At 70.8% G+C, this 18,514-nt stretch carries 21 protein-coding genes and 4 tRNA genes; 9 read left to right on the forward strand and 16 right to left on the reverse strand.

From position 1 onward, the window contains the following. Nucleotides 1-58 precede the first annotated feature (58 nt). Together secE and MQE23_RS18215 are read right to left on the reverse strand one after the other, a co-directional pair. Nucleotides 59-343: a preprotein translocase subunit SecE gene (gene secE, locus MQE23_RS18210; RefSeq protein ID WP_020274892.1), complete on the reverse strand. Its 285-nt coding sequence runs from the start codon at nucleotides 341-343 to the stop codon at nucleotides 59-61. Nucleotides 344-451: 108 nt separating this feature from the next. Continuing rightward, nucleotides 452-524: transfer RNA gene (locus MQE23_RS18215), tRNA-Trp, on the reverse strand. A 306-nt stretch (nucleotides 525-830) separates the two neighbouring features. Here MQE23_RS18215 and MQE23_RS18220 point away from each other — a divergent pair. Together MQE23_RS18220 and MQE23_RS18225 are read left to right on the forward strand one after the other, a co-directional pair. After that, nucleotides 831-2,057 carry a pyridoxal phosphate-dependent aminotransferase gene (locus tag MQE23_RS18220; protein WP_243379616.1) on the forward strand — a complete coding sequence of 409 codons (1,227 nt, stop codon included), beginning with the start codon at nucleotides 831-833 and terminating at the stop codon, nucleotides 2,055-2,057. A gap of 123 nt (nucleotides 2,058-2,180) precedes the next feature. Next, entirely contained in the window at nucleotides 2,181-3,212 is a 1,032-nt protein-coding gene (locus tag MQE23_RS18225; protein ID WP_020275019.1) for an adenosine deaminase, read from the forward strand. A 230-nt stretch (nucleotides 3,213-3,442) separates the two neighbouring features. Here the strand turns inward: MQE23_RS18225 and MQE23_RS18230 are convergent, their stop codons facing one another. From MQE23_RS18230 to MQE23_RS18270, 9 genes are all read right to left on the reverse strand, one after another. Further along, a complete protein-coding gene (locus MQE23_RS18230) occupies nucleotides 3,443-4,498 on the reverse strand; it encodes a UDP-N-acetylmuramate dehydrogenase (protein WP_020275020.1) in 1,056 nt (351 codons plus the stop codon). Nucleotides 4,499-4,593: 95 nt separating this feature from the next. Further along, a complete protein-coding gene (locus MQE23_RS18235; protein ID WP_020275021.1) occupies nucleotides 4,594-4,974 on the reverse strand; it encodes a hypothetical protein in 381 nt (126 codons plus the stop codon). Between the two features lie 27 nt (nucleotides 4,975-5,001). After that, nucleotides 5,002-6,438, reverse strand: coding sequence for an MFS transporter (locus tag MQE23_RS18240; protein ID WP_020275022.1), 1,437 nt, complete (start codon nucleotides 6,436-6,438; stop codon nucleotides 5,002-5,004). A gap of 92 nt (nucleotides 6,439-6,530) precedes the next feature. Beyond that, nucleotides 6,531-7,100, reverse strand: a complete 570-nt coding sequence (locus MQE23_RS18245; protein ID WP_020275023.1) for a TetR/AcrR family transcriptional regulator — start codon at nucleotides 7,098-7,100, stop codon at nucleotides 6,531-6,533. 116 nt (nucleotides 7,101-7,216) lie between these two features. Continuing rightward, nucleotides 7,217-7,645 carry a MaoC family dehydratase gene (locus MQE23_RS18250; RefSeq protein WP_020275024.1) on the reverse strand — a complete coding sequence of 143 codons (429 nt, stop codon included), beginning with the start codon at nucleotides 7,643-7,645 and terminating at the stop codon, nucleotides 7,217-7,219. Nucleotides 7,646-7,653: 8 nt separating this feature from the next. Beyond that, entirely contained in the window at nucleotides 7,654-8,106 is a 453-nt protein-coding gene (locus MQE23_RS18255; protein ID WP_010036815.1) for a MaoC family dehydratase N-terminal domain-containing protein, read from the reverse strand. A gap of 100 nt (nucleotides 8,107-8,206) precedes the next feature. Continuing rightward, on the reverse strand, nucleotides 8,207-8,371 hold the full coding sequence (gene rpmG, locus MQE23_RS18260; RefSeq protein WP_003948671.1) for a 50S ribosomal protein L33: 165 nt from the start codon (nucleotides 8,369-8,371) through the stop codon (nucleotides 8,207-8,209). Nucleotides 8,372-8,459: 88 nt separating this feature from the next. Next, nucleotides 8,460-8,532: transfer RNA gene (locus tag MQE23_RS18265), tRNA-Met, on the reverse strand. Between the two features lie 47 nt (nucleotides 8,533-8,579). Then, nucleotides 8,580-8,652: transfer RNA gene (locus tag MQE23_RS18270), tRNA-Thr, on the reverse strand. A 248-nt stretch (nucleotides 8,653-8,900) separates the two neighbouring features. Between MQE23_RS18270 and MQE23_RS18275 the strand changes: the two genes are divergently transcribed. Both MQE23_RS18275 and MQE23_RS18280 read left to right on the forward strand, forming a co-directional pair. Beyond that, nucleotides 8,901-10,160, forward strand: a complete 1,260-nt coding sequence (locus tag MQE23_RS18275) for an amidohydrolase family protein (RefSeq protein WP_243379617.1) — start codon at nucleotides 8,901-8,903, stop codon at nucleotides 10,158-10,160. Nucleotides 10,161-10,290: 130 nt separating this feature from the next. Beyond that, nucleotides 10,291-10,947: an NAD(P)H-binding protein gene (locus MQE23_RS18280; protein WP_037671423.1), complete on the forward strand. Its 657-nt coding sequence runs from the start codon at nucleotides 10,291-10,293 to the stop codon at nucleotides 10,945-10,947. An 18-nt stretch (nucleotides 10,948-10,965) separates the two neighbouring features. Here the strand turns inward: MQE23_RS18280 and MQE23_RS18285 are convergent, their stop codons facing one another. Next, complete coding sequence (locus tag MQE23_RS18285) at nucleotides 10,966-11,178, reverse strand: hypothetical protein (RefSeq protein WP_020275027.1); 213 nt, start codon at nucleotides 11,176-11,178, stop codon at nucleotides 10,966-10,968. A gap of 206 nt (nucleotides 11,179-11,384) precedes the next feature. Here MQE23_RS18285 and MQE23_RS18290 point away from each other — a divergent pair, with 206 nt between their 5' ends. From MQE23_RS18290 to MQE23_RS18300, 3 genes are all read left to right on the forward strand, one after another. Beyond that, on the forward strand, nucleotides 11,385-12,890 hold the full coding sequence (locus MQE23_RS18290; RefSeq protein ID WP_243379618.1) for an MFS transporter: 1,506 nt from the start codon (nucleotides 11,385-11,387) through the stop codon (nucleotides 12,888-12,890). Continuing rightward, the gene (locus MQE23_RS18295) at nucleotides 12,887-13,681 is read left to right on the forward strand and encodes a carboxypeptidase-like regulatory domain-containing protein (protein ID WP_243379619.1); all 795 of its coding nucleotides are present in this window, start codon (nucleotides 12,887-12,889) and stop codon (nucleotides 13,679-13,681) included. The genes MQE23_RS18290 and MQE23_RS18295 overlap by 4 nt, the downstream gene beginning before the upstream one ends. Nucleotides 13,682-13,747: 66 nt before the next feature. Further along, complete coding sequence (locus tag MQE23_RS18300) at nucleotides 13,748-13,936, forward strand: hypothetical protein (protein ID WP_243379620.1); 189 nt, start codon at nucleotides 13,748-13,750, stop codon at nucleotides 13,934-13,936. Nucleotides 13,937-14,281: 345 nt separating this feature from the next. Here the strand turns inward: MQE23_RS18300 and MQE23_RS18305 are convergent. Further along, nucleotides 14,282-14,363: transfer RNA gene (locus tag MQE23_RS18305), tRNA-Tyr, on the reverse strand. A gap of 222 nt (nucleotides 14,364-14,585) precedes the next feature. Here MQE23_RS18305 and MQE23_RS18310 point away from each other — a divergent pair. After that, entirely contained in the window at nucleotides 14,586-15,074 is a 489-nt protein-coding gene (locus MQE23_RS18310) for a YajQ family cyclic di-GMP-binding protein (protein ID WP_020275031.1), read from the forward strand. Nucleotides 15,075-15,213: 139 nt separating this feature from the next. Here MQE23_RS18310 and MQE23_RS18315 read toward each other — a convergent pair whose 3' ends face one another. Next, nucleotides 15,214-15,480, reverse strand: coding sequence for a GlsB/YeaQ/YmgE family stress response membrane protein (locus MQE23_RS18315; RefSeq protein ID WP_020275032.1), 267 nt, complete (start codon nucleotides 15,478-15,480; stop codon nucleotides 15,214-15,216). A gap of 193 nt (nucleotides 15,481-15,673) precedes the next feature. Between MQE23_RS18315 and MQE23_RS18320 the strand changes: the two genes are divergently transcribed. Next, nucleotides 15,674-16,930 (forward strand): APC family permease, encoded by a 1,257-nt coding sequence (locus tag MQE23_RS18320; protein ID WP_020275033.1) that lies wholly within the window; start codon nucleotides 15,674-15,676, stop codon nucleotides 16,928-16,930. A gap of 199 nt (nucleotides 16,931-17,129) precedes the next feature. Here the strand turns inward: MQE23_RS18320 and MQE23_RS18325 are convergent, their stop codons facing one another. Together MQE23_RS18325 and htpX are read right to left on the reverse strand one after the other, a co-directional pair. Continuing rightward, nucleotides 17,130-17,522 (reverse strand): YccF domain-containing protein, encoded by a 393-nt coding sequence (locus MQE23_RS18325; RefSeq protein ID WP_020275034.1) that lies wholly within the window; start codon nucleotides 17,520-17,522, stop codon nucleotides 17,130-17,132. Next, entirely contained in the window at nucleotides 17,519-18,382 is an 864-nt protein-coding gene (htpX, locus tag MQE23_RS18330; RefSeq protein ID WP_020275035.1) for a zinc metalloprotease HtpX, read from the reverse strand. Before htpX ends, MQE23_RS18325 begins: the two co-directional genes overlap by 4 nt. Nucleotides 18,383-18,514 lie beyond the last annotated feature (132 nt).

The following is an 18,514-nucleotide window of genomic DNA, read 5'->3' on the forward strand; positions in this document are numbered from 1 at the left end:
CATAGGGGTGGAACATGCGAAAGGAGCGCCGGGTACCTCGGCGCTCTTCGCGGGCGGCTCAGCCGAACACGTACTTGGCGGCGTTGCTGAGTCCATAGTCAATCACGGTGACGAGGCCGATCATGACGACCACGAAGATGATCACCACGGTCGTGTATGTCGTCAGCTGGTTGCGGGTCGGCCAGACGACCTTCCGCAGCTCCGCGACGATCTGGCGGTAGAAGAGGGCAAGCCGCTTGAGCGGGCCCTTCTTGCCGCGCTTGCCGCCCTTGCGGGCCTTCTTGGACTCCGGCGCCTCGTCCTGGGCATCAGGCATGTCGATGGAGCCCACGGCGTCCGTCACTCGTCCTCACCTGATTCCGGGTCGTGGCCGTGCCGCGCCCGGTCTGAGCCGCACGGCGGTGCATTGCTGTACGTACATGCGCACACATCCTGGCGAAGGTGTGTGTAGCAGGGCCGGAGGGACTTGAACCCCCAACCGCTGGTTTTGGAGACCAGTGCTCTACCAATTGAGCTACGACCCTTTGTGTGTCCCCCAACGTACCGCATCCGTCCGGATGCTTGGTGTGCACCGAACGGGCGCGGCCTGCGGGAGGCCAACGAGGTGAGAGTGTACGTGGTCTGCGGCCGGTCGTCGAACAGAAAGGGCTCCGGCGGGGCCTCGTTGGCGGAAGATCGCCTGCGGAACAGGGTGCGGACGGCTGGACTCCGGCTGAAGATCGCCCAGGCCGTGCGGTCGATCCGGACTGTTGTTCAGGGGTTTGCCCGGCGTTGTTCAGTCTGTGAAACCCCCGTGCCGCGCACGTTTCCAGTCTGAAACGATGGGGCGCATGAGCGCTGCAACCCCTCCCACCGAGCGCCGGGTCTCCGCCCGAGTCGGCGCGATCTCCGAGTCCGCCACCCTCGCCGTGGACGCCAAGGCCAAGGCCCTCAAGGCCGCCGGGCGGCCGGTGATCGGCTTCGGCGCCGGTGAACCCGACTTCCCGACTCCGGACTACATCGTCGAGGCCGCGATCGAGGCCTGCAAGAACCCGAAGTTCCACCGCTACACGCCCGCCGGCGGTCTGCCCGAGCTGAAGGCAGCGATCGCCGCGAAGACGCTGCGCGACTCCGGCCTCGAGGTCGACGCGTCGCAGATCCTCGTCACCAACGGCGGCAAGCAGGCCATCTACGAGGCCTTCGCCGCGATCCTCGACCCGGGCGACGAGGTCATCGTGCCCGCGCCGTACTGGACGACGTACCCGGAGTCGATCCGGCTGGCCGGGGGTGTCCCGGTGGAGGTCGTCGCCGACGAGACCACCGGCTACCGGGTGACCGTCGAGCAGCTGGAGGCGGCCCGTACGGAGAAGACGAAGGTCGTCCTGTTCGTCTCGCCGTCGAACCCGACCGGCGCGGTCTACGGCGAGCAGGAGACCGAGGCGATCGGCCGCTGGGCCGTCGAGCACGGTCTGTGGGTGATGACCGACGAGATCTACGAGCACCTGGTCTACGGCGACGCCTCCGCCGTGTCGCTGCCGGCGGTGCTGCCCGAGCTGCGCGACAAGTGCATCGTGGTGAACGGTGTCGCGAAGACGTACGCGATGACCGGCTGGCGGGTCGGCTGGATCATCGGCCCGAAGGACGTGGTCAAGGCCGCGACGAACCTCCAGTCGCACGCCACGTCGAACGTGTCCAACGTCGCCCAGGCCGCCGCGCTGGCCGCCGTCTCCGGCGACCTGGTCGCCGTCGAGAAGATGCGGGAGGCCTTCGACCGGCGCCGCAAGACCATCGTGCGGATGCTGAACGAGATCGACGGCGTGGTGTGCCCGGAGCCGGAGGGCGCGTTCTACGCCTACCCGTCGGTCAAGGCGCTGGTCGGCAAGGAGATCCGGGGCCGGCGGCCCAAGGACACGGTCGAGCTGGCCGCGCTGATCCTGGAGGAGGCCGAGGTCGCGGTGGTGCCGGGTGAGGCGTTCGGTACGCCCGGGTATCTGCGGCTGTCGTACGCGCTGGGTGACGAGGATCTCGTCGAGGGCGTGAGCCGGATGCAGAAGCTGCTGGCGGAGGCGCGGGACTGACGTCCGCTCCGTCGGCCTGGGGCACATACCGAATTCGGTATGTGCCCCATTTGTTTGTGCGAGCAAGACCACTAAAGGGGAAACAGCTTCCGGGACGGCTGGGGCGTACGGCAGGATCCTGGAATGGAGCGTGTACGTGATGTCTCTGAGCTGCCGAAAGCCCATCTGCACCTGCACTTCACCGGGTCGATGCGGCCCTCGACCGTGCTGGAACTGGCCGACAAGCACGGGGTGCGTCTTCCTGACGCGCTGACCGATGCGCTGGCCGGCGGGGAGCCGCCGAGACTGCGGGCGACGGACGAGCGGGGCTGGTTCCGCTTTCAGCGGCTGTACGACGCGGCGCGCTCGTGTCTGCGGGAGCCGGAGGACATCCAGCGGCTGGTGCGGGAGGCCGCGGAGGAGGACCTGCGGGACGGGTCGGGGTGGCTGGAGATCCAGGTCGATCCGACGTCGTACGCGCCGCGGCTGGGCGGGCTGATCCCGGCGCTGGAGATCATCCTGGACGCGGTGGAGACGACGTCGCGGGAGACCGGGCTCGGGATGCGGGTGCTGGTCGCGGCGAACCGGATGAAGCACCCGTTGGACGCGCGCACCCTGGCGCGGCTGGCGGTGCGGTACGCGGACCGGGGGGTCGTCGGGTTCGGGCTGTCGAACGACGAGCGGCGGGGCATGGCGCGGGACTTCGACCGGGCGTTCGCGATCGCCCGGGAGGCCGGGCTGCTGTCGGCACCGCACGGGGGTGAGCTTGCGGGAGCGTCGTCGGTGCGGGACTGTCTGGACGACCTGGGGGCGAACCGGGTGGGGCACGGGGTGCGGGCGGCGGAGAATCCGTGGCTGCTGCGGCAGCTGGCCGAGCGCGGTGTGACGTGTGAGGTGTGCCCGGCGTCGAACGTGGCGCTGGGGGTGTACGAGAAGCCGGAGGACGTGCCGCTGCGGACGCTGTTCGAGGCGGGTGTCCCGATGGCGCTGGGCGCGGACGATCCTCTGCTGTTCGGCTCCCGGCTGGCGGCGCAGTACGAGATCGCGCGGCGGCATCACGGGTTCACGGACGAGGAACTGGCGGAGGTGGCACGGCAGTCGGTACGAGGGTCGGCGGCGCCGGAGGATGTGAAGGCGAAGCTGCTGGCCGGGGTGGACGACTGGCTGCTGTCGTAGCGCCTATCGGGGTGCGGTGGGTCGGGGCCGCGCCGGGGGGTGTCCGTCCTCGGAACGGCGCGATGGGGTCGGATACCGACTAACCGTCCGTTGACGCGCCAACCGCTGCGGGCCGCCGGTCCCGCTCAGCTGCGGGCAATCGTGCCGCTAAGGGCGGCACGGGTGGGCGCAGCGGCACCTCGTCGCGCCGAGCTGCGCACCCACCCGTCCTCGGCACCGACGCCGGGTGCCTACAGGCTCACTCCCACCGTCACCGGCTCGTTCACCAGCGTGATCCCGAAGGCCTCGCGGACCCCGGCCACGACTTCCCGGGCCAGGGCGAGCAGGTCCTCCGTGGTCGCCGTGCCCCGGTTGGTCAGGGCCAGGGTGTGCTTCGTGGAGATGCGGGCCGGCCCGTCGCCGTACCCCTTCGTGAAGCCCGCCTTGTCGATCAGCCAGGCCGCGGAGGTCTTGGTGCGGCCCTCCCCCGCGGGATACGCGGGCGGCTCCACACCCTCGCCGAGCCGCTCACGCACGCGCGCGCGGAACGTCGCGAAGTCGGCATCCGTGAGGATCGGATTGGTGAAGAAGGACCCGGCCGACCAGGTGTCGTGGTCCTCGGGGTCCAGGACCATGCCCTTGCCGGCGCGCAGCTTGAGGACCGTGTCGCGGGCCGAGGCGAGCGGGACGCGGTCACCGGCCTCGACTCCGAGGGCGCGGGCCGTCTCGGCGTACCTGAGGGGGGCGGAGAGGCCGTCCGCGTCCTCCAGGGAGAAACGGACGCGCAGGACCACGTATCGCTCCGGGTCGGCCTTGAAGCGGCTGTGGCGGTAGGAGAAGGCGCAGTCCTCGTTGGCCAGGGTGACCGTCTCGCCGGTGCGGCGGTCGTAGGCGACGACCTCCATGATCGTCGAGGAGACCTCCTGGCCGTACGCCCCGACGTTCTGGATGGGGGTCGCGCCCGCCGAGCCGGGGATGCCGGCCAGGCACTCGATGCCGGCCAGGCCCGCCTCCACCGTGCGGGCGACGGCGTCGGTCCACACCTCACCGGCGGCCAGCTCCAGCCTCGTGCCGTCGAGGGAGTAGCCCTTGGTGGCGATGACGAGGGCGGTGCCCTCGAAGCCCTTGTCGCCGATGACCAGGTTCGAGCCGCCACCGATGAGCAGCAGCGGGGTGCCCGTCTCGTCGGCTTCGCGTACGACGGCGATCACCTCGTCGTCCGTCGTCGCGGTGACCAGCCGGGTCGCGGGGCCGCCCAGCCGGAAGGTGGTCAGCGGGGCGAGGGGGGCGTCGTGGAGTTCCTGCACGGGCTCAAGAGTACGAGACGGCACCGACAGCCTCCGGCACGCGTACGTGCGGCCCTCGTCCGGGAGACGAGGGCCGCACGCGCGTGGTGTCGGTTTCAGGGCAGGCGGCGGAACGCCTCCGCCCAGGAGAGCGGCAGGTCGTCGCTGTTCGCCTGCCATGTGGTGAAGCTCGCGTCCCTCATCTGCGGGGCGAGGCCCCGGGCAGCGGGTCCGTGGGCGCCCGCGCGGACGAAGTCCTGGAGTGCGGCCTTCGACTCCCAGGCGGACAGTGTCCAGAAGGTCCGTTTGAGGGGCTTCGCCTTCAGCGTGGCCCCGTAGACGCCGGGGCTGCGGCGCACCTGGCGCCAGACGGCGGGTGTCCCGGCGAGGAACTTCAGCGCTCCCCACAGGGTGCGTGTCTCGAAGCGGGAGGCGAAGACGTGCACCTCGGTGTCGCGGGGCGGAGTGTTGGGGACGGTCCAGGGAAGAGTCGGCATGACCGTTTCTCCTTCGGGTCGTCGGGGTCAGTGGGAGGCGGTTTCCAGCACGGGGGCCGGTTCGGCCGGGGCGGCCTGCCGCTCGGCGCGTCGCCGGGTCGGGATCAGCAGGGCCGCGACGCCCGCGAGGGCGACCACCGCGGAGCCCGTGACCAGCGCGGGGCGCATGCCGTCGACGAAGGTCTGGCCGGTCTCGTAGCCGCCCTGCGCCGCGAAGATCGACGCCATGACGGCGATGCCGAGCGCTCCGCCCACCTCGCGCAGGGCGTTGTTGGCGCCGGAGGCGATGCCCTGCTCCGAGGGCCGGACGCTGGACATCACCAGGTGCGAGGCGGGGGCGAAGAACAGGGCCATGCCGATGCCGCTGACGATCAGGGCGGGCAGCTGGGCGGCGTAGGAGGCGTCGGCCGTGGCCACGACCGACATGTAGCCGAGACCCAGGGCCTGGAGGAACAGGCCCGCGGCGACGACCGGGCGGCCGCCGATGCGGTCGGCGAGGATGCCGGCGATCGGGGCGACCAGCATCGGCATGCCGGTCCAGGGCAGCATCCTGAGGCCCGCCTCGGTGGGCGAGTAGCCGAGGACGCCCTGCATGTACTGGCTGAGCAGGAAGATCGAGCCGAACATGCCGAGGAACATCAGCAGGCTCGCCGCGTTGATGCCGGCGAAGGCCCGGGAGCGGAAGAGCCGCATCGGGAGCATGGGGTTGGCGGCGCGCGTGCTGTAGAGGACGAAACCGGCGAGCAGCGCGGAGCCCGCGAACAGGCCCGTGAGGACCATCGAGCCGGTCCAGCCGTCGACGGGGCCGCGGACCAGGCCGTAGACGATGCCGAAGAGGCCGCCGCTGGCGAGCAGGGTGCCGGGGATGTCGAGCGGGGCTCCGGTGCCGTGGGACTCGGCGAGGCGGAGTCGGGCGAGGGGCAGCAGCGCCAGACCGAGCGGAACGTTCAGCCAGAAGATCCACTGCCAGGAGATGTGTTCGGTGAGGGTGCCGCCGACCAGCGGCCCCGAGGCGACGGCGAGTCCGTTGACGGCTCCCCAGATGCCGTAGGCCATACCCCGCTTGGCCGCGGGCACGGCCGCGGTGAGCAGGGTGAGCGTCAGCGGCATCATCACCGCCGCGCCCGCGCCCTGGATCGCGCGGGCGGCGATGAGGGAGTCGATGCCGGGCGCCAGGGCCGCCGCGGCGGAGGCGCCGGTGAAGACGGCGAGCCCGGCGATGAAGAGCCGGCGGCGGCCGAACCGGTCGCCGAGGGCCGCACCGAACATCAGCAGGACGGCGAAGGTGAGCGTGTAGGCGCTCACGGTCCATTCCAGATCGTGCAGGCCCCCGCCGAGGTCCTCGCGGATGGAGGGCAGGGCGGTGGTGACGACGAGATTGTCGAGAGCCGCCATGAATCCGGCGACGCTGGTGATGACGAGGGCCCAGGCGGCTCCCCCGCGGCGTGCGGTCTGCTGTGACATCTCTCCCCCAGAGAGGTGATTCGCTTGATCGGTTAGTTATTGATCACTAACTTTTGAGATCATGAAAAAGCGCAGCGCTCTCGCCTTCCCTGTCAGATCTCCAGCCGGCCCTTGAGCCGCGCCGACGGGTACAGCCCCTCCCAGACGCGGTGCTCGGGAGGGAAGCCCATGGCCGCCAGGCAGTTGACGAGCATCCCGTAGGCCATGAAGGTCGTCGTCTCGTTGACGTCGGCGCCCAGCGGCAGGTGAACCGTGTCCCACAGCCGCATCCAGCCGGCGCGCACCGACTCGCCGAACTCGTGGTCGCCCTCTTCCTCGGCGGCCTTCACTGCGACGTACATCTGCATCTGCATCATGAGCCGCTCGGGCCGCTCCGCGATGACCTTGGTGTACGCGTTCCCCATGGCGTGCAGGGCCTCTTCCCCTTGAAGCCCCTCCGAGGCGTCCGCGAATGTGCGGATCGTGTCCTCCACGCACCGCTCGGCCGCCGCCAGGAAGATCGCCTTCTTGCCGGGGAAGAGCCGGAAGAGATACGGCTGCGAGACGCCGACCCGCCGGGCGATCGCCTCGGTCGACGTGCCGTGGTAGCCGCCGCGGGCGAACTCGATCGTCGCCGCACGGATGACGCTCTCGCGCCTCTCCTCCGCGCTCATCCTGACCATGCGAGTAAGTTAGTACTCAATCACTAACTACGTCAAGCGGTAACGATGGCCCGTACGCGTAAGGGGCGCCTCGCAATGGAGAGCGCCCCTTACCCGTCACCCGTCGGTCTGCCGTCTCAGGCCAGCCGTACGACCGCACGCGACATGCCGAGCACCTTCTGCCCCGCGCACGTCGCCGTGAGGTCCACGCGGACGGTGTTGTCGTCGAGCTTGGCCGCGACCTTGCCGGCGACCTCGATCACGGCGCCCTGGTCGTCGTTCGGGACGACGACGGGCTTGGTGAAGCGGACGCCGTACTCGACGACCGCGCCCGGGTCACCGGCCCAGTCGGTGACCACGCGGATCGCCTCGGCCATGGTGAACATGCCGTGCGCGATGACGTCCGGCAGGCCGACCTCCTTGGCGAACTTCTCGTTCCAGTGGATCGGGTTGAAGTCGCCGGAGGCGCCCGCGTACTGGACGAGGGTCGCGCGGGTCACCGGGAAGGTCTGCGCGGGCAGTTCGGTGCCGACCTCGACGTCGGAGTAGGAGATCTTCGCCGTCATGGGATCGCTCACGCCTCCTCGGCCGCGCGGGCCACGAGCTTGGTCCAGGCGGTCACGACGTGCTCGCCGGCCTCGTCGTGGACCTCGCCGCGGATGTCCAGGATGTCGTTGCCCGCGAGGGACTTGATCGCCTCGATGGTGGAGGTGACCGTGAGCCGGTCGCCGGCGCGGACCGGACGGCGGTAGGCGAACTTCTGGTCGCCGTGCACCACTCGGCTGTAGTCCAGGCCGAGCTGGGGGTCCTGGACGACCTGCCCGGCGGCCTTGAAGGTGATCGAGAAGACGAAGGTCGGCGGCGCGATCACATCGGGGTGGCCGAGCGCCTTGGCGGCCTCCGCGTCCGTGTACGCCGGGTTGGCGTCCCCGACCGCCTCGGCGAACTCACGGATCTTCTCCCGGCCCACCTCGTAGGGCTCGGTGGGCGGGTACGTCCGCCCCACGAAGGACTGGTCGAGCGCCATGCCCCGGCACCTCCTGGTTGCGCTGCTGAACGGTACGGGTCATTCAACGACGCGAGGCCGCCCCCGATCACTCGGGAACGGCCTCGCGTACGAGCCTGATTTATCGCGTTTCGCGGTGCGCGGTGTGCGCGTTGCAACGCGGGCAGTGCTTCTTCATCTCAAGACGGTCCGGGTTGTTACGCCGGTTCTTCTTGGTGATGTAGTTCCGCTCCTTGCACTCCACGCAGGCCAGCGTGATCTTCGGGCGGACGTCGGTGGCAGCCACGTGAGTGCTCCTAAGACGAACGGATGGACTGTTTAACGCAAGAAGAGTAGCCGATCGAAGGACCGACCCCACAATCGGCTACTGTCAGTAGCGGTGACCGGACTTGAACCGGTGACACAGCGATTATGAGCCGCTTGCTCTACCGACTGAGCTACACCGCTTTGATGTGGTCCGGACCCCGCCTCGCGGCGGGAACCAGTCACACCAGAGCCCCAAAACGGAATCGAACCGTTGACCTTCTCCTTACCATGGAGACGCTCTGCCGACTGAGCTATTGGGGCGAGCGATGAAGACATTACACGCTCCGCCGCCGTTCGCCCAAATCCGTTTCGGGGTACCCGCCCGGGTCGCACGGACCGTCCTCCCAGCAGCCTCGTGCGTGCCTGTCGTACCGATCTCGTTCCGTGCGGCGGGCCACGCCGGTACGACTATTGCGCTCCTCCCCGCTACGGGCGGGAGGCCGTCCTAGGCTCGACTCACTCTGAGTGATCATGCGTCCTCGCGTGCGCAGCCGAGCCCCAGGAGCGCGATGCCCGACAGCCAGCCGCAGCCACCGCCGCCCCCGTCGTCCTCCCCAGGTCCGGCCGACCACTCGTCGCTGCTGCTGTGCGGGGCGCGGCTCACCGACGGCCGGACCGTGGACGTACGGCTGGGCGGCGGCCGGATCGAGGCGGTCGGCACGGCCGGCAGCCTGGCGGCGGGCGGCACGCGCGCGTGCGGGGCGCGAGTGGACCTCGGCGGCTATCTGCTGCTGCCGGCCCCGGCCGAGCCGCACGCCCATGCCGACACGGCACTGTCGGCCGACGCAGGGGGCCCGGTCTCCTACGAGCCCCAGGACGTACAGCGGCGGGCGACCGAGGCCGCGCTGCTCCAGCTCGGGCACGGGGCGACGGCGGTGCGGGCCCACGTGCGCGTGGGGGACGTCCAGGGGCTGGGCGCGCTGGCGGCCGTGTTGCAGGCGCGGCGGGCGCTGCGGGGGCTGGCCGAGCTGACGACGGTGGCGATGCCCCGGGTGCTGACCGGGGTGGCCGGGGCGGACGGGCTGGCGGTGCTGCGGGACGCGGTGAAGATGGGCGCCTCGGTGGTGGGCGGCCGGCCGGATCTCGACCCGGATCCGACGGGGTACGTGGAGGCGGTCCTGGAGGTGGCCTCCGAGCACGGCTGCCCCGTCGACCTGCACACGGACGCCGGGGATCCGGCCCGGCTGGCCCGGCTCGCCGCGATGGCGGGCGGGCTGCGTTCCGGGGTGACCCTCAGCCCGTGCGGCGATCTCGGCCGGCTGCCCTCCGAGGTGGCCTCGCGGACCGCCGACCAACTGGCGGCGGCCGGGGTGACGGTGGTGATGCTGCCGCAGGGCGGCTGCGGAGGCGTGGACCGGCGGGGCGCGGCTCCGGTACGGCTGCTGCGCGCGGCCGGGGTGCGGGTGGCCGCCGGGAGCGGAGCGCTGCGGGACGTGTCGAACCCGGTGGGGCGCGGGGACCCGCTGGAGGCGGCGTTCCTCCTGGCCTCGCGCTACGGCCTGTCGCCCGAGGAGGCGTACGACGCGGTGAGCGGGTCGGCGCGGGCGGTGCTGGGGCTGCCGGAGGTGCGGGTGGAGGCGGGTTTCCCGGCCGAGTTGCTCGCGGTGCGCGGGGGCGGGCTCGCGGGGGCGCTCTCGCTGGCGTACAGCCGGGTGGTGGTGCACCGGGGGCTCGTGGTGGCGCGGACCAGCGCGGTGCGGGAGTACTGCAGTTCGGCGGCTTCTGTGGAGCTGGGGCTGCCGCGGCAGGGGCGGGGGCAGTTGTCGTAGGGCCCTTGGTGGGTGGGGTGTCGGGATGTGGCGGCAGAGCGTGGCGCCGGGGTGTGGAGTCAGGGCGTGGCGTCGGGGGGTGGCTCAAGTCGTGCGGCGGACGGGGCTGTCCGGGCGTACGGTCGAAGGCATGCGTACTGTCATCGCTGGTGGTCATGGTCAGATCGCGCTGCGGCTGGAACGGCTGCTCGCCGCGCGCGGGGACGAGGTCGCGGGGATCATCCGCAAGGCCGAACAGGCCGACGATCTGCGGGAGGCCGGTGCCGAACCGGTCGTGCTCGACCTGGAGTCGGCGTCCGTGGACGAGGTCGCGGAGCGGCTGCGGGGTGCCGACGCGGCGGTGTTCGCGGCGGGCGCGGGCCCGGGCAGCGGGGCGGCCCGCAAGGACACGGTGGACAAGGCCGCGGCGGTCCTCTTCGCGGACGCGGCGGTTCAGGCGGGCGTACGGCGCTTCGTGATCGTGTCGTCCATGGGCGCCGACCCGCGGCACCAGGGCGACGAGATCTTCGACGTGTACCTGCGTGCCAAGGGCGAGGCGGACGCGTACGTGCGCGGGCTGGACGCCCTGGACTGGACGATTCTGCGCCCCGGTCAGCTCACCGACGACGCCGGCACCGGCCTCGTACGCCTGGAGGCGCACACGGGCCGTGGGCCGATCCCGCGTGACGACGTGGCCGCCGTGCTGGCGGAGCTGGTGGACACGCCCGCGACGGCCGGCCTCACGCTGGAGCTGATCAGCGGGCCGGCTCCGGTGTCCGTGGCGGTGAAGTCCGTGGCGGGGAACTGACGACGCCCCAACCCGCCCTTAGAACAAGGGCAGTTGGCCCGGAAAATCGGGCACCGCGTAGCCGTCCAGGGAAGGCTGTTCCGGGCCGGGCCTCGCCTGGCGGCGGGAGCCCGGGCATGAGGTGAGTTCGCCGTGTTCCCGGGCGCCGGGCGGGTCGTGGCGCGCGTACCGCCCGGCGACGACGGCGATCTCGCGACGGCACTCGGGACAGGTTCTGCGACGGGAGGACATGGGGCCAGTGTGCCGCGCGAGCGGCTCGCGTATGCCTGTGGACCGGCCCCGCGGTTTCTCGGTCTGCTTACCGCGTCTCCACCTCTTGCCGTGCTTCGACGCCAACCTCTTGCCGTGCCTCCACCTCCATCAGATTGCTTAAGTCAATCAATCGGCTTAGCTTTGACGGGTCGCGCTGTCCCTGACGCCCCTACGGAGGCCCGGCCATGTCCCAAGCCCTTCCCCGACCCGCCGGCGACGGGAGGACCGCCGCACCGCGGGCGAACGCCGTCGTGGCGGTCCTGGCCTTCGGCGGGATCGTGGTCTCACTGATGCAGACCCTGGTGATCCCGATCGTCCCGGAGCTCCCCCGGCTGCTGAACGCCCCTGCGTCGGACACCGCCTGGGCCGTCACCGCCACGCTGCTCGCCGCCGCCGTCGCCACCCCGATGACGGGCCGGCTCGGCGACATGTACGGCAAGCGACGGATGCTTCTGATCAGCCTGGTCATGCTGGTGGCCGGCTCGGTGACCGCCGCGCTCAGCGACTCGCTCGCCCCGATGGTCGTCGGACGGGCGCTGCAGGGCCTCGCGTCCGGTGTCATCCCGCTCGGCATCAGCATCATGCGGGACGAACTGCCCGCCGAGCGGCTCGGCTCGGCGACCGCGCTCATGAGCGCCTCCCTCGGTGTCGGCGGCGCCCTCGGGCTGCCCGCCGCCGCGCTGATCGCGGACAACTTCGACTGGCACGCCCTGTTCTGGGCCTCGGCCGGACTCGGTGTCGTCGCCCTCGTGCTGGTGCCGGCCCTCGTGCCCGAGTCGGCGGTACGCACCGGCGGGCGCTTCGACCTGGTCGGCGGCGTCGGCATGGCGGCGGGGCTGGTGTGTCTGCTGCTGGCGATCTCCAAGGGTGCCGACTGGGGCTGGAGCAGCGGCACCACGGTCGGTCTGTTCGCGGCGGCGGTCGTCGTCCTGCTGGTGTGGGGCCGGTGGGAACTGCGCGTCCGGGAACCGCTGGTCGACCTGCGCACCACCGCCCGCCGTCAGGTGCTGGTCACCAATCTCGCCTCGATCGCCGTCGGGTTCGCGATGTTCGCGATGTCCCTCGTCATTCCGCAGCTCCTGCAGTTGCCTGAGGCGACCGGCTACGGGCTCGGCAGGTCGCTGCTCGTCGCCGGTCTGACGATGGCGCCGTCCGGCCTGGTCATGATGGCCACGGCCCCGGTCTCCGCCGCCCTGTCCAAGGCCAAGGGGCCGAAGATCACCCTGATGACCGGCGCGCTGATCGTGGCCGCCGGGTACGGGCTGAACATCGTGCTGATGTCCGAGCTCTGGCACTTCGTGCTCGTCACCTGCGTCATCGGCGCCGGTATCGGCTTCACGTACGGTGCGATGCCCGCGCTCATCATGAGCGCCGTGCCCGCCTCGGAGACGGGCGCGGCGAACAGCCTCAACACGCTCATGCGGTCCATCGGTACGTCGACCGCCAGCGCGGTGGCCGGGGTGATCCTGGCGCAGATGACGACGGCCTTCGGACAGACCGCCCTGCCGTCCCAGGACGGATTCAAGGTCGTCCTGGCCATCGGGGCCGGGGCCGCGCTGCTCGCCTTCGCCGTCGCGTCGTTGATTCCACGGCAGCGGGTGGCGGAGGGGCGGCGGACGGGGTGGCGGCCGAGGCCACTGAGGCTGTCGAGGCTGTCGAGGCCGCTGAAGTCTTCGAGGCGATTGGGGTGACGGAGGCGGGCGAGGAACCGGTCGCGGCGGCCGGGATCCCCGTGCGGGGGCGTGTTCTGGGCGCCGAGCGGGCGCCGGTCGCCGGGGCCGCGGTGACGTTGATCTCGCTCGGCGGGAAGCAGCTCGGGCGGGCGGTCTCGCGGGACGACGGATCGTACGACGTAGGTGCGCCGGGCGCCGGTTCGTACGTGCTGATCGCCTCGTCGGACGGCTGCCAGCCGCAGGCCTCGACGATCGTCGTGGCCGATGAGCCGGTGGCGTACGACGTGCTGCTGAGCGGCACCAGCGGCCTCGCCGGTGTGGTGCGGTCCGCGGACGGTGGGACTCCGGTCACCGAGGCCGTCGTCATCGTGACGGACGTACGCGGGGACGTACTGGCCACCGCACGCACGGACGTGCTGGGCGAGTTCACCGTCACCGGCCTGGTGCCGGGCCCGGTGACCCTCGCGGTCAACTCCCCCAAGCACCGCCCGCTGGCCCAGGTCGTCGAGGTCGGCGGGGCCGGAACCACCCGGGTCGAGCTGGAGTTGCGGCCCGGCGCGCAGGTGCGGGGCACGGTGCGCGGAGGGGGCGCTCCGCTGAGCGACGCGCGGGTGACTCTGGTGGACGCGGCGGGGAACGTGGTCGCCACGACGCGGACCGGCGTCGACGGGGCGTACGCCTTCTCCGACCTGGACACCGGTGCGTACACGGTCATCGCGACGGGCTACCCGCCGCAGGCGGCGCCGGTGACGGTCCCGGGCACCGGTGTGGACGACCACGACATCGAACTCGCCCACGCCGACGAGTAGACCGCCGCCCGTTCGAGCCCCGCCTGACAGGATGGCGCGGACCATCACACGAAACGGGGGTCGAGCATGCTCGTGCTCATACTGTCGGTCGTCGTCCTGCTCGTCATCGGCGGCTGCGTCTGCGTCTTCTGGACGGCCCGGGGCGACGCCCCGCGCTGGGCACGTGGTGTGGCCAAGGCGACGCTGCTCGGCAGCGAACTGGCCCGCAGCGCGAGCCGGAATTCCCGCTCACAGCGCAGCGGCGGGGACGACTAGGTCCTGCCGCAAGCGGCCCGCCGACCACGCGGTCGCCCTTATGATCTTCCTCACGCCGCGGTGTCCACGTGGCTCAGCTCCGGCGTCGAACCTCAGCTCGTCACCGAACGGACCGGCCCCAGTCCGGGCCCTGCTGTTCCGCATGTGAGCCCTGCTCGTCTCCGCCCTTCAGGCACCGACTGATCGGTGTGGACGGCCGTCCTCGCCCCGTCCACACAGCCCGAGACGGGACGGACGAAGACGGTCGGACACGAGACACGGTGGGACAGCCGGATGAACTGGCGACTGCATGACGAAGGGCCCCTGACCTGCGTTCTTCGCAGATCGGGGCCCTTCGTTCCCGTGTGGCGGCGCCAGGATTCGAACCTGGGAAGGCTGAGCCGGCAGATTTACAGTCTGCTCCCTTTGGCCGCTCGGGCACACCGCCGGGGTTGCTGCCCGTCGAACCGCCTTCTGCGGCGGTGCTCCGTGGCAACGACGTAAACAATACCTGATGCAGAGGGGTGCTTCGCCACCCGATTGATCGGCGCCCGTAGGGCGGGGGGTGGCTAGGCTTGTCCGGATGCGGCCCGGGACCTGAACCGGCCCGGCGGCCGCCCACGTACGCCGGTACGCACGATTCGCACCCCGATACAAGGAGCCACAGGACATGGCCGACTCCAGTTTCGACATCGTCTCGAAGGTCGAGCGGCAGGAGGTCGACAACGCACTCAACCAGGCCGCCAAGGAGATCTCGCAGCGCTACGACTTCAAGGGCGTGGGTGCTTCGATCTCGTGGTCCGGCGAGAACATCCTCATGGAGGCGAACTCCGAGGACCGGGTGAAGGCGATCCTCGACGTCTTCCAGTCCAAGCTGATCAAGCGTGGCATCTCGCTGAAGGCTCTGGACGCGGGCGAGCCCCAGCTCTCCGGCAAGGAGTACAAGATCTTCGCGTCGATCAAGGAGGGCATCTCCCAGGAGAACGCGAAGAAGGTGGCGAAGACCATCCGCGACGAGGGCCCCAAGGGCGTGAAGGCGCAGGTGCAGGGTGAGGAGCTGCGGGTCAGCTCCAAGAGCCGTGACGATCTTCAGGCCGTCATCACCCTGCTGAAGGGCAAGGACTTCGACTTCGCCATGCAGTTCGTGAACTACCGGTAGGTCCGGTCGGGTCCTCGGAGCTCCTGATCTGCGTGGGCTCCCGGTCTGCGCGGTGACGAGGAAGGGTGGGCACCTGCTGGGTGCCCACCCTTCTCGCCTGCTGGCTGCGGTCGATGGGCGCGTGCTGCCGCGGGCGCGGTCAGTTGCGGGAGTTGCCGAACAGGAGGCGGTAGGCGACCAGGAGGACGAGCGATCCGCCGATCGCCGCGGCCCAGGTGGCGCCGTCGTAGAAGTCCTTGGTGATCGGGTGGTCCATCCAGCGAGCCGATATCCAGCCGCCGATGAACGCGCCCGCGATGCCGATCAGAGTCGTGCCGATGAGGCCGCCCGGGTCACGTCCCGGCAGCAGGAACTTCGCGATGGCTCCGGCCAACAGTCCCAGGATGATCCAGCTGATGATGGTCATGCCGTGAACCTGCCCTTTCACGCTGTGCCCGCACTGTCCCGCCCATGTGATCTTGCTCCCGGCGGACCGTGCTCGTGCGTCGTACGCCTGGCGTTCCGCGTGCGTCGTCCTCGCCGCGCGCGTTCACGCCGTGTTGTTGGGGAGGACGCCCTGGCGGCGCCCGCCGGTTGCACTGATCAGTAGGGTGCGATGCATGACAGCCTCCGCTCCTGGACTGCGCCGCACCCTCGGCGTCGGGGACGCCGTCGTCGTCGGGCTCGGCTCGATGGTGGGAGCCGGGATCTTCGCCGCCCTCGCGCCCGCGGCGCACGCGGCCGGCTCCGGACTGCTCCTCGGGCTCGCCGTCGCCGCTGTCGTCGCGTACTGCAACGCCATGTCGTCGGCGCGGCTCGCCGCCCTGTATCCCGCCTCGGGCGGGACGTACGTGTACGGGCGTGAGCGACTCGGGGAGTTCTGGGGGTATCTCGCGGGCTGGTCGTTCGTGGTGGGGAAGACGGCCTCCTGTGCGGCGATGGCGCTCACCGTGGGCACGTACGTCTGGCCGGGGCAGGCGCACGCGGTGGCGGTCGCGGCCGTGGTGGCGCTGACCGCGGTGAACTACGGCGGTGTCCAGAAGTCCGCGTGGCTGACGCGGGTGATCGTGGCGGTGGTCCTGGCTGTCCTCGCTGCCGTGGTGGTCGGGTGTCTGGTGTCGGGCGAGGCCGATGCCGGGCGGCTGGACATCGGTACCTCGGACGGCGTGGGCGGTGTGCTTCAGGCGGCAGGGCTGCTGTTCTTCGCGTTCGCGGGGTACGCCCGGATCGCGACCCTCGGTGAGGAGGTACGGGACCCGGCGCGCACCATTCCGCGGGCGATCCCGCTGGCGCTGGGCATCGCTCTGGTGGTGTACGCGGGCGTGGCGGTGGCTGTCCTTTCGGTGCTGGGGTCGGACGGTCTCGGGGACGCGACGGCGCCGCTGGCCGACGCCGTGCGAGCGGCCGGGATGCCCTGGCTCGTGCCGGTGGTGCGGGTCGGTGCGGCCGTGGCCGCGCTGGGGTCGCTGCTCGCCCTGATCCTGGGCGTCTCACGGACGACGCTGGCCATGGCCCGGGACCGTCATCTGCCGGGCGCGCTGGCGGCCGTGCATCCGCGCTTCCGGGTGCCGCACCGGGCGGAGCTCGCCGTCGGTGCGGTGGTCGCGGTCCTGGCCGCCACAGTGGACGTCCGGGGCGCGATCGGGTTCTCCTCCTTCGGGGTGCTGGCGTACTACGCCGTGGCCAACGCCTCGGCCTGGACGCTGGATTCGGCGCCGACGGCGCGGGTGGTGCCGGTCGTCGGCCTGCTCGGGTGTGCGGTGCTGGCGTTCTCGCTGCCCGGGGTTTCCGTCGTCGTGGGCGCGGCTGTGCTGGTGGTGGGGGCGGTTGCGTACGGAGTGCGGCGGTCGGTGCGGGCGAAGGCTGGGAGGGCCTAGGGCTGCCCTCTTGGCCGTGTTCGGGGCCTTCTTGGCCACGGTCCCGTTTTATCGGCTGCTGCCGGAGCGCGCTGGGCCGACTGGGGGCCTCTCAACTGCTCGATCGCGGTCATGGGTTCATGATGCAGGCCGCCGCTGACAGCCGGGCGGACCTGTGGACAACCCCGGACCTGTGGAAACCGGGCCGCGTTGCCTGTCGTCAGCGGGCCGCGAACGGCTCGTTCGTCCGCACGATGTCGCGGCCCAGCGGGAGCAGCGAGACCGGGATGAGCTTGAAGTTGGCGACGCCGAGCGGGATGCCGATGATCGTGACGCACAGCGCGATGCCGGTGGCGATGTGGCCGAGGGCCAGCCACCAGCCCGCCAGTACCAGCCACAGCACGTTGCCGACGCAGGACGGCGCGCCCGCGTCACGGCGTTCGACCGTCGTGTACCCGAAGGGCCACAGCGCGTAGACGCCGATGCGGAAGGCCGCGACGCCGAACGGGATGCCGATGATGGTGATGCAGAGGAGCAGGCCCGCGAGCATGTAGGCGAGGAACAGCCAGAAGCCGCTGAAGACGAGCCATATGACGTTCAGGATGGTCTTCATTGATTCCCACCTGCCATCTTCTCGAGCCGGGCGATGCGTTCCGCCATCGGCGGGTGTGTGGAGAACATCTTCGACAGGCCCTGGCCGGGGCGGAACGGGTTCGCGATCATCATGTGGCTGGCGGTCTCGATGCGCGGCTCGGGCGGCAGCGGGAGTTGCTTCGTGCCGAGTTCGAGCTTGCGCAGGGCGCTGGCCAGGGCGAGCGGGTCGCCGGTGAGCTGGGCGCCGGAGGCGTCCGCCTGGTACTCCCGGGAGCGGCTGATGGCCAGTTGGATGAGAGAGGCGGCCAGCGGGCCCAGGATCATGATCAGCAGCATGCCGAGCAGGCCGGGGCCGTCGTCGTCGTCCGAGCGCCCGATCGGGATCAGCCAGGCGAAGTTGACCAGGAACATGATCACGGAGGCGAGGGCACCGGCGACCGACGAGATGAGGATGTCGCGGTTGTAGACGTGGCTGAGCTCGTGGCCGATGACGCCGCGCAGCTCGCGCTCGTCCAGGAGGCGCAGGATGCCATCGGTGCAGCACACTGCGGCGTTGCGCGGGTTGCGGCCCGTGGCGAAGGCGTTGGGCGCCTCCGTCGGGGAGATGTACAGGCGCGGCATGGGCTGGCGGGCCTGGGTGGAGAGCTCGCGGACCATGCGGTAGAGCCCGGGCGCCTCGAACTCGCTCACCGGGCGGGCGCGCATCGCGCGGAGGGCCAGCTTGTCGCTGTTCCAGTACGCGTACGCGTTGGTGGCCAGCGCTACCAGGACGGCGATGACGAGCCCCATGCGGCCGAAGAAGCTGCCGATGACGATGATGAGTGCGGACAGTCCCCCGAGGAGGACTGCTGTCCTGAGCCCGTTGTGCCGGCGGTGCACGGTACGCCCTCCAGGTGGTGCGGCAGGGGGACCCTTGCTTGCTGATTGCGGTGCCACTGGTGCCGTGATGTCACGTCCAGTGGACCCTCCCGTACTGGTCAACGCCAGGCGGGAGGCACTAGTTCCCTTGTG

Source organism: Streptomyces sp. HP-A2021, assembly GCF_022807935.1.
GTDB lineage: Bacteria > Actinomycetota > Actinomycetes > Streptomycetales > Streptomycetaceae > Streptomyces > Streptomyces afghaniensis.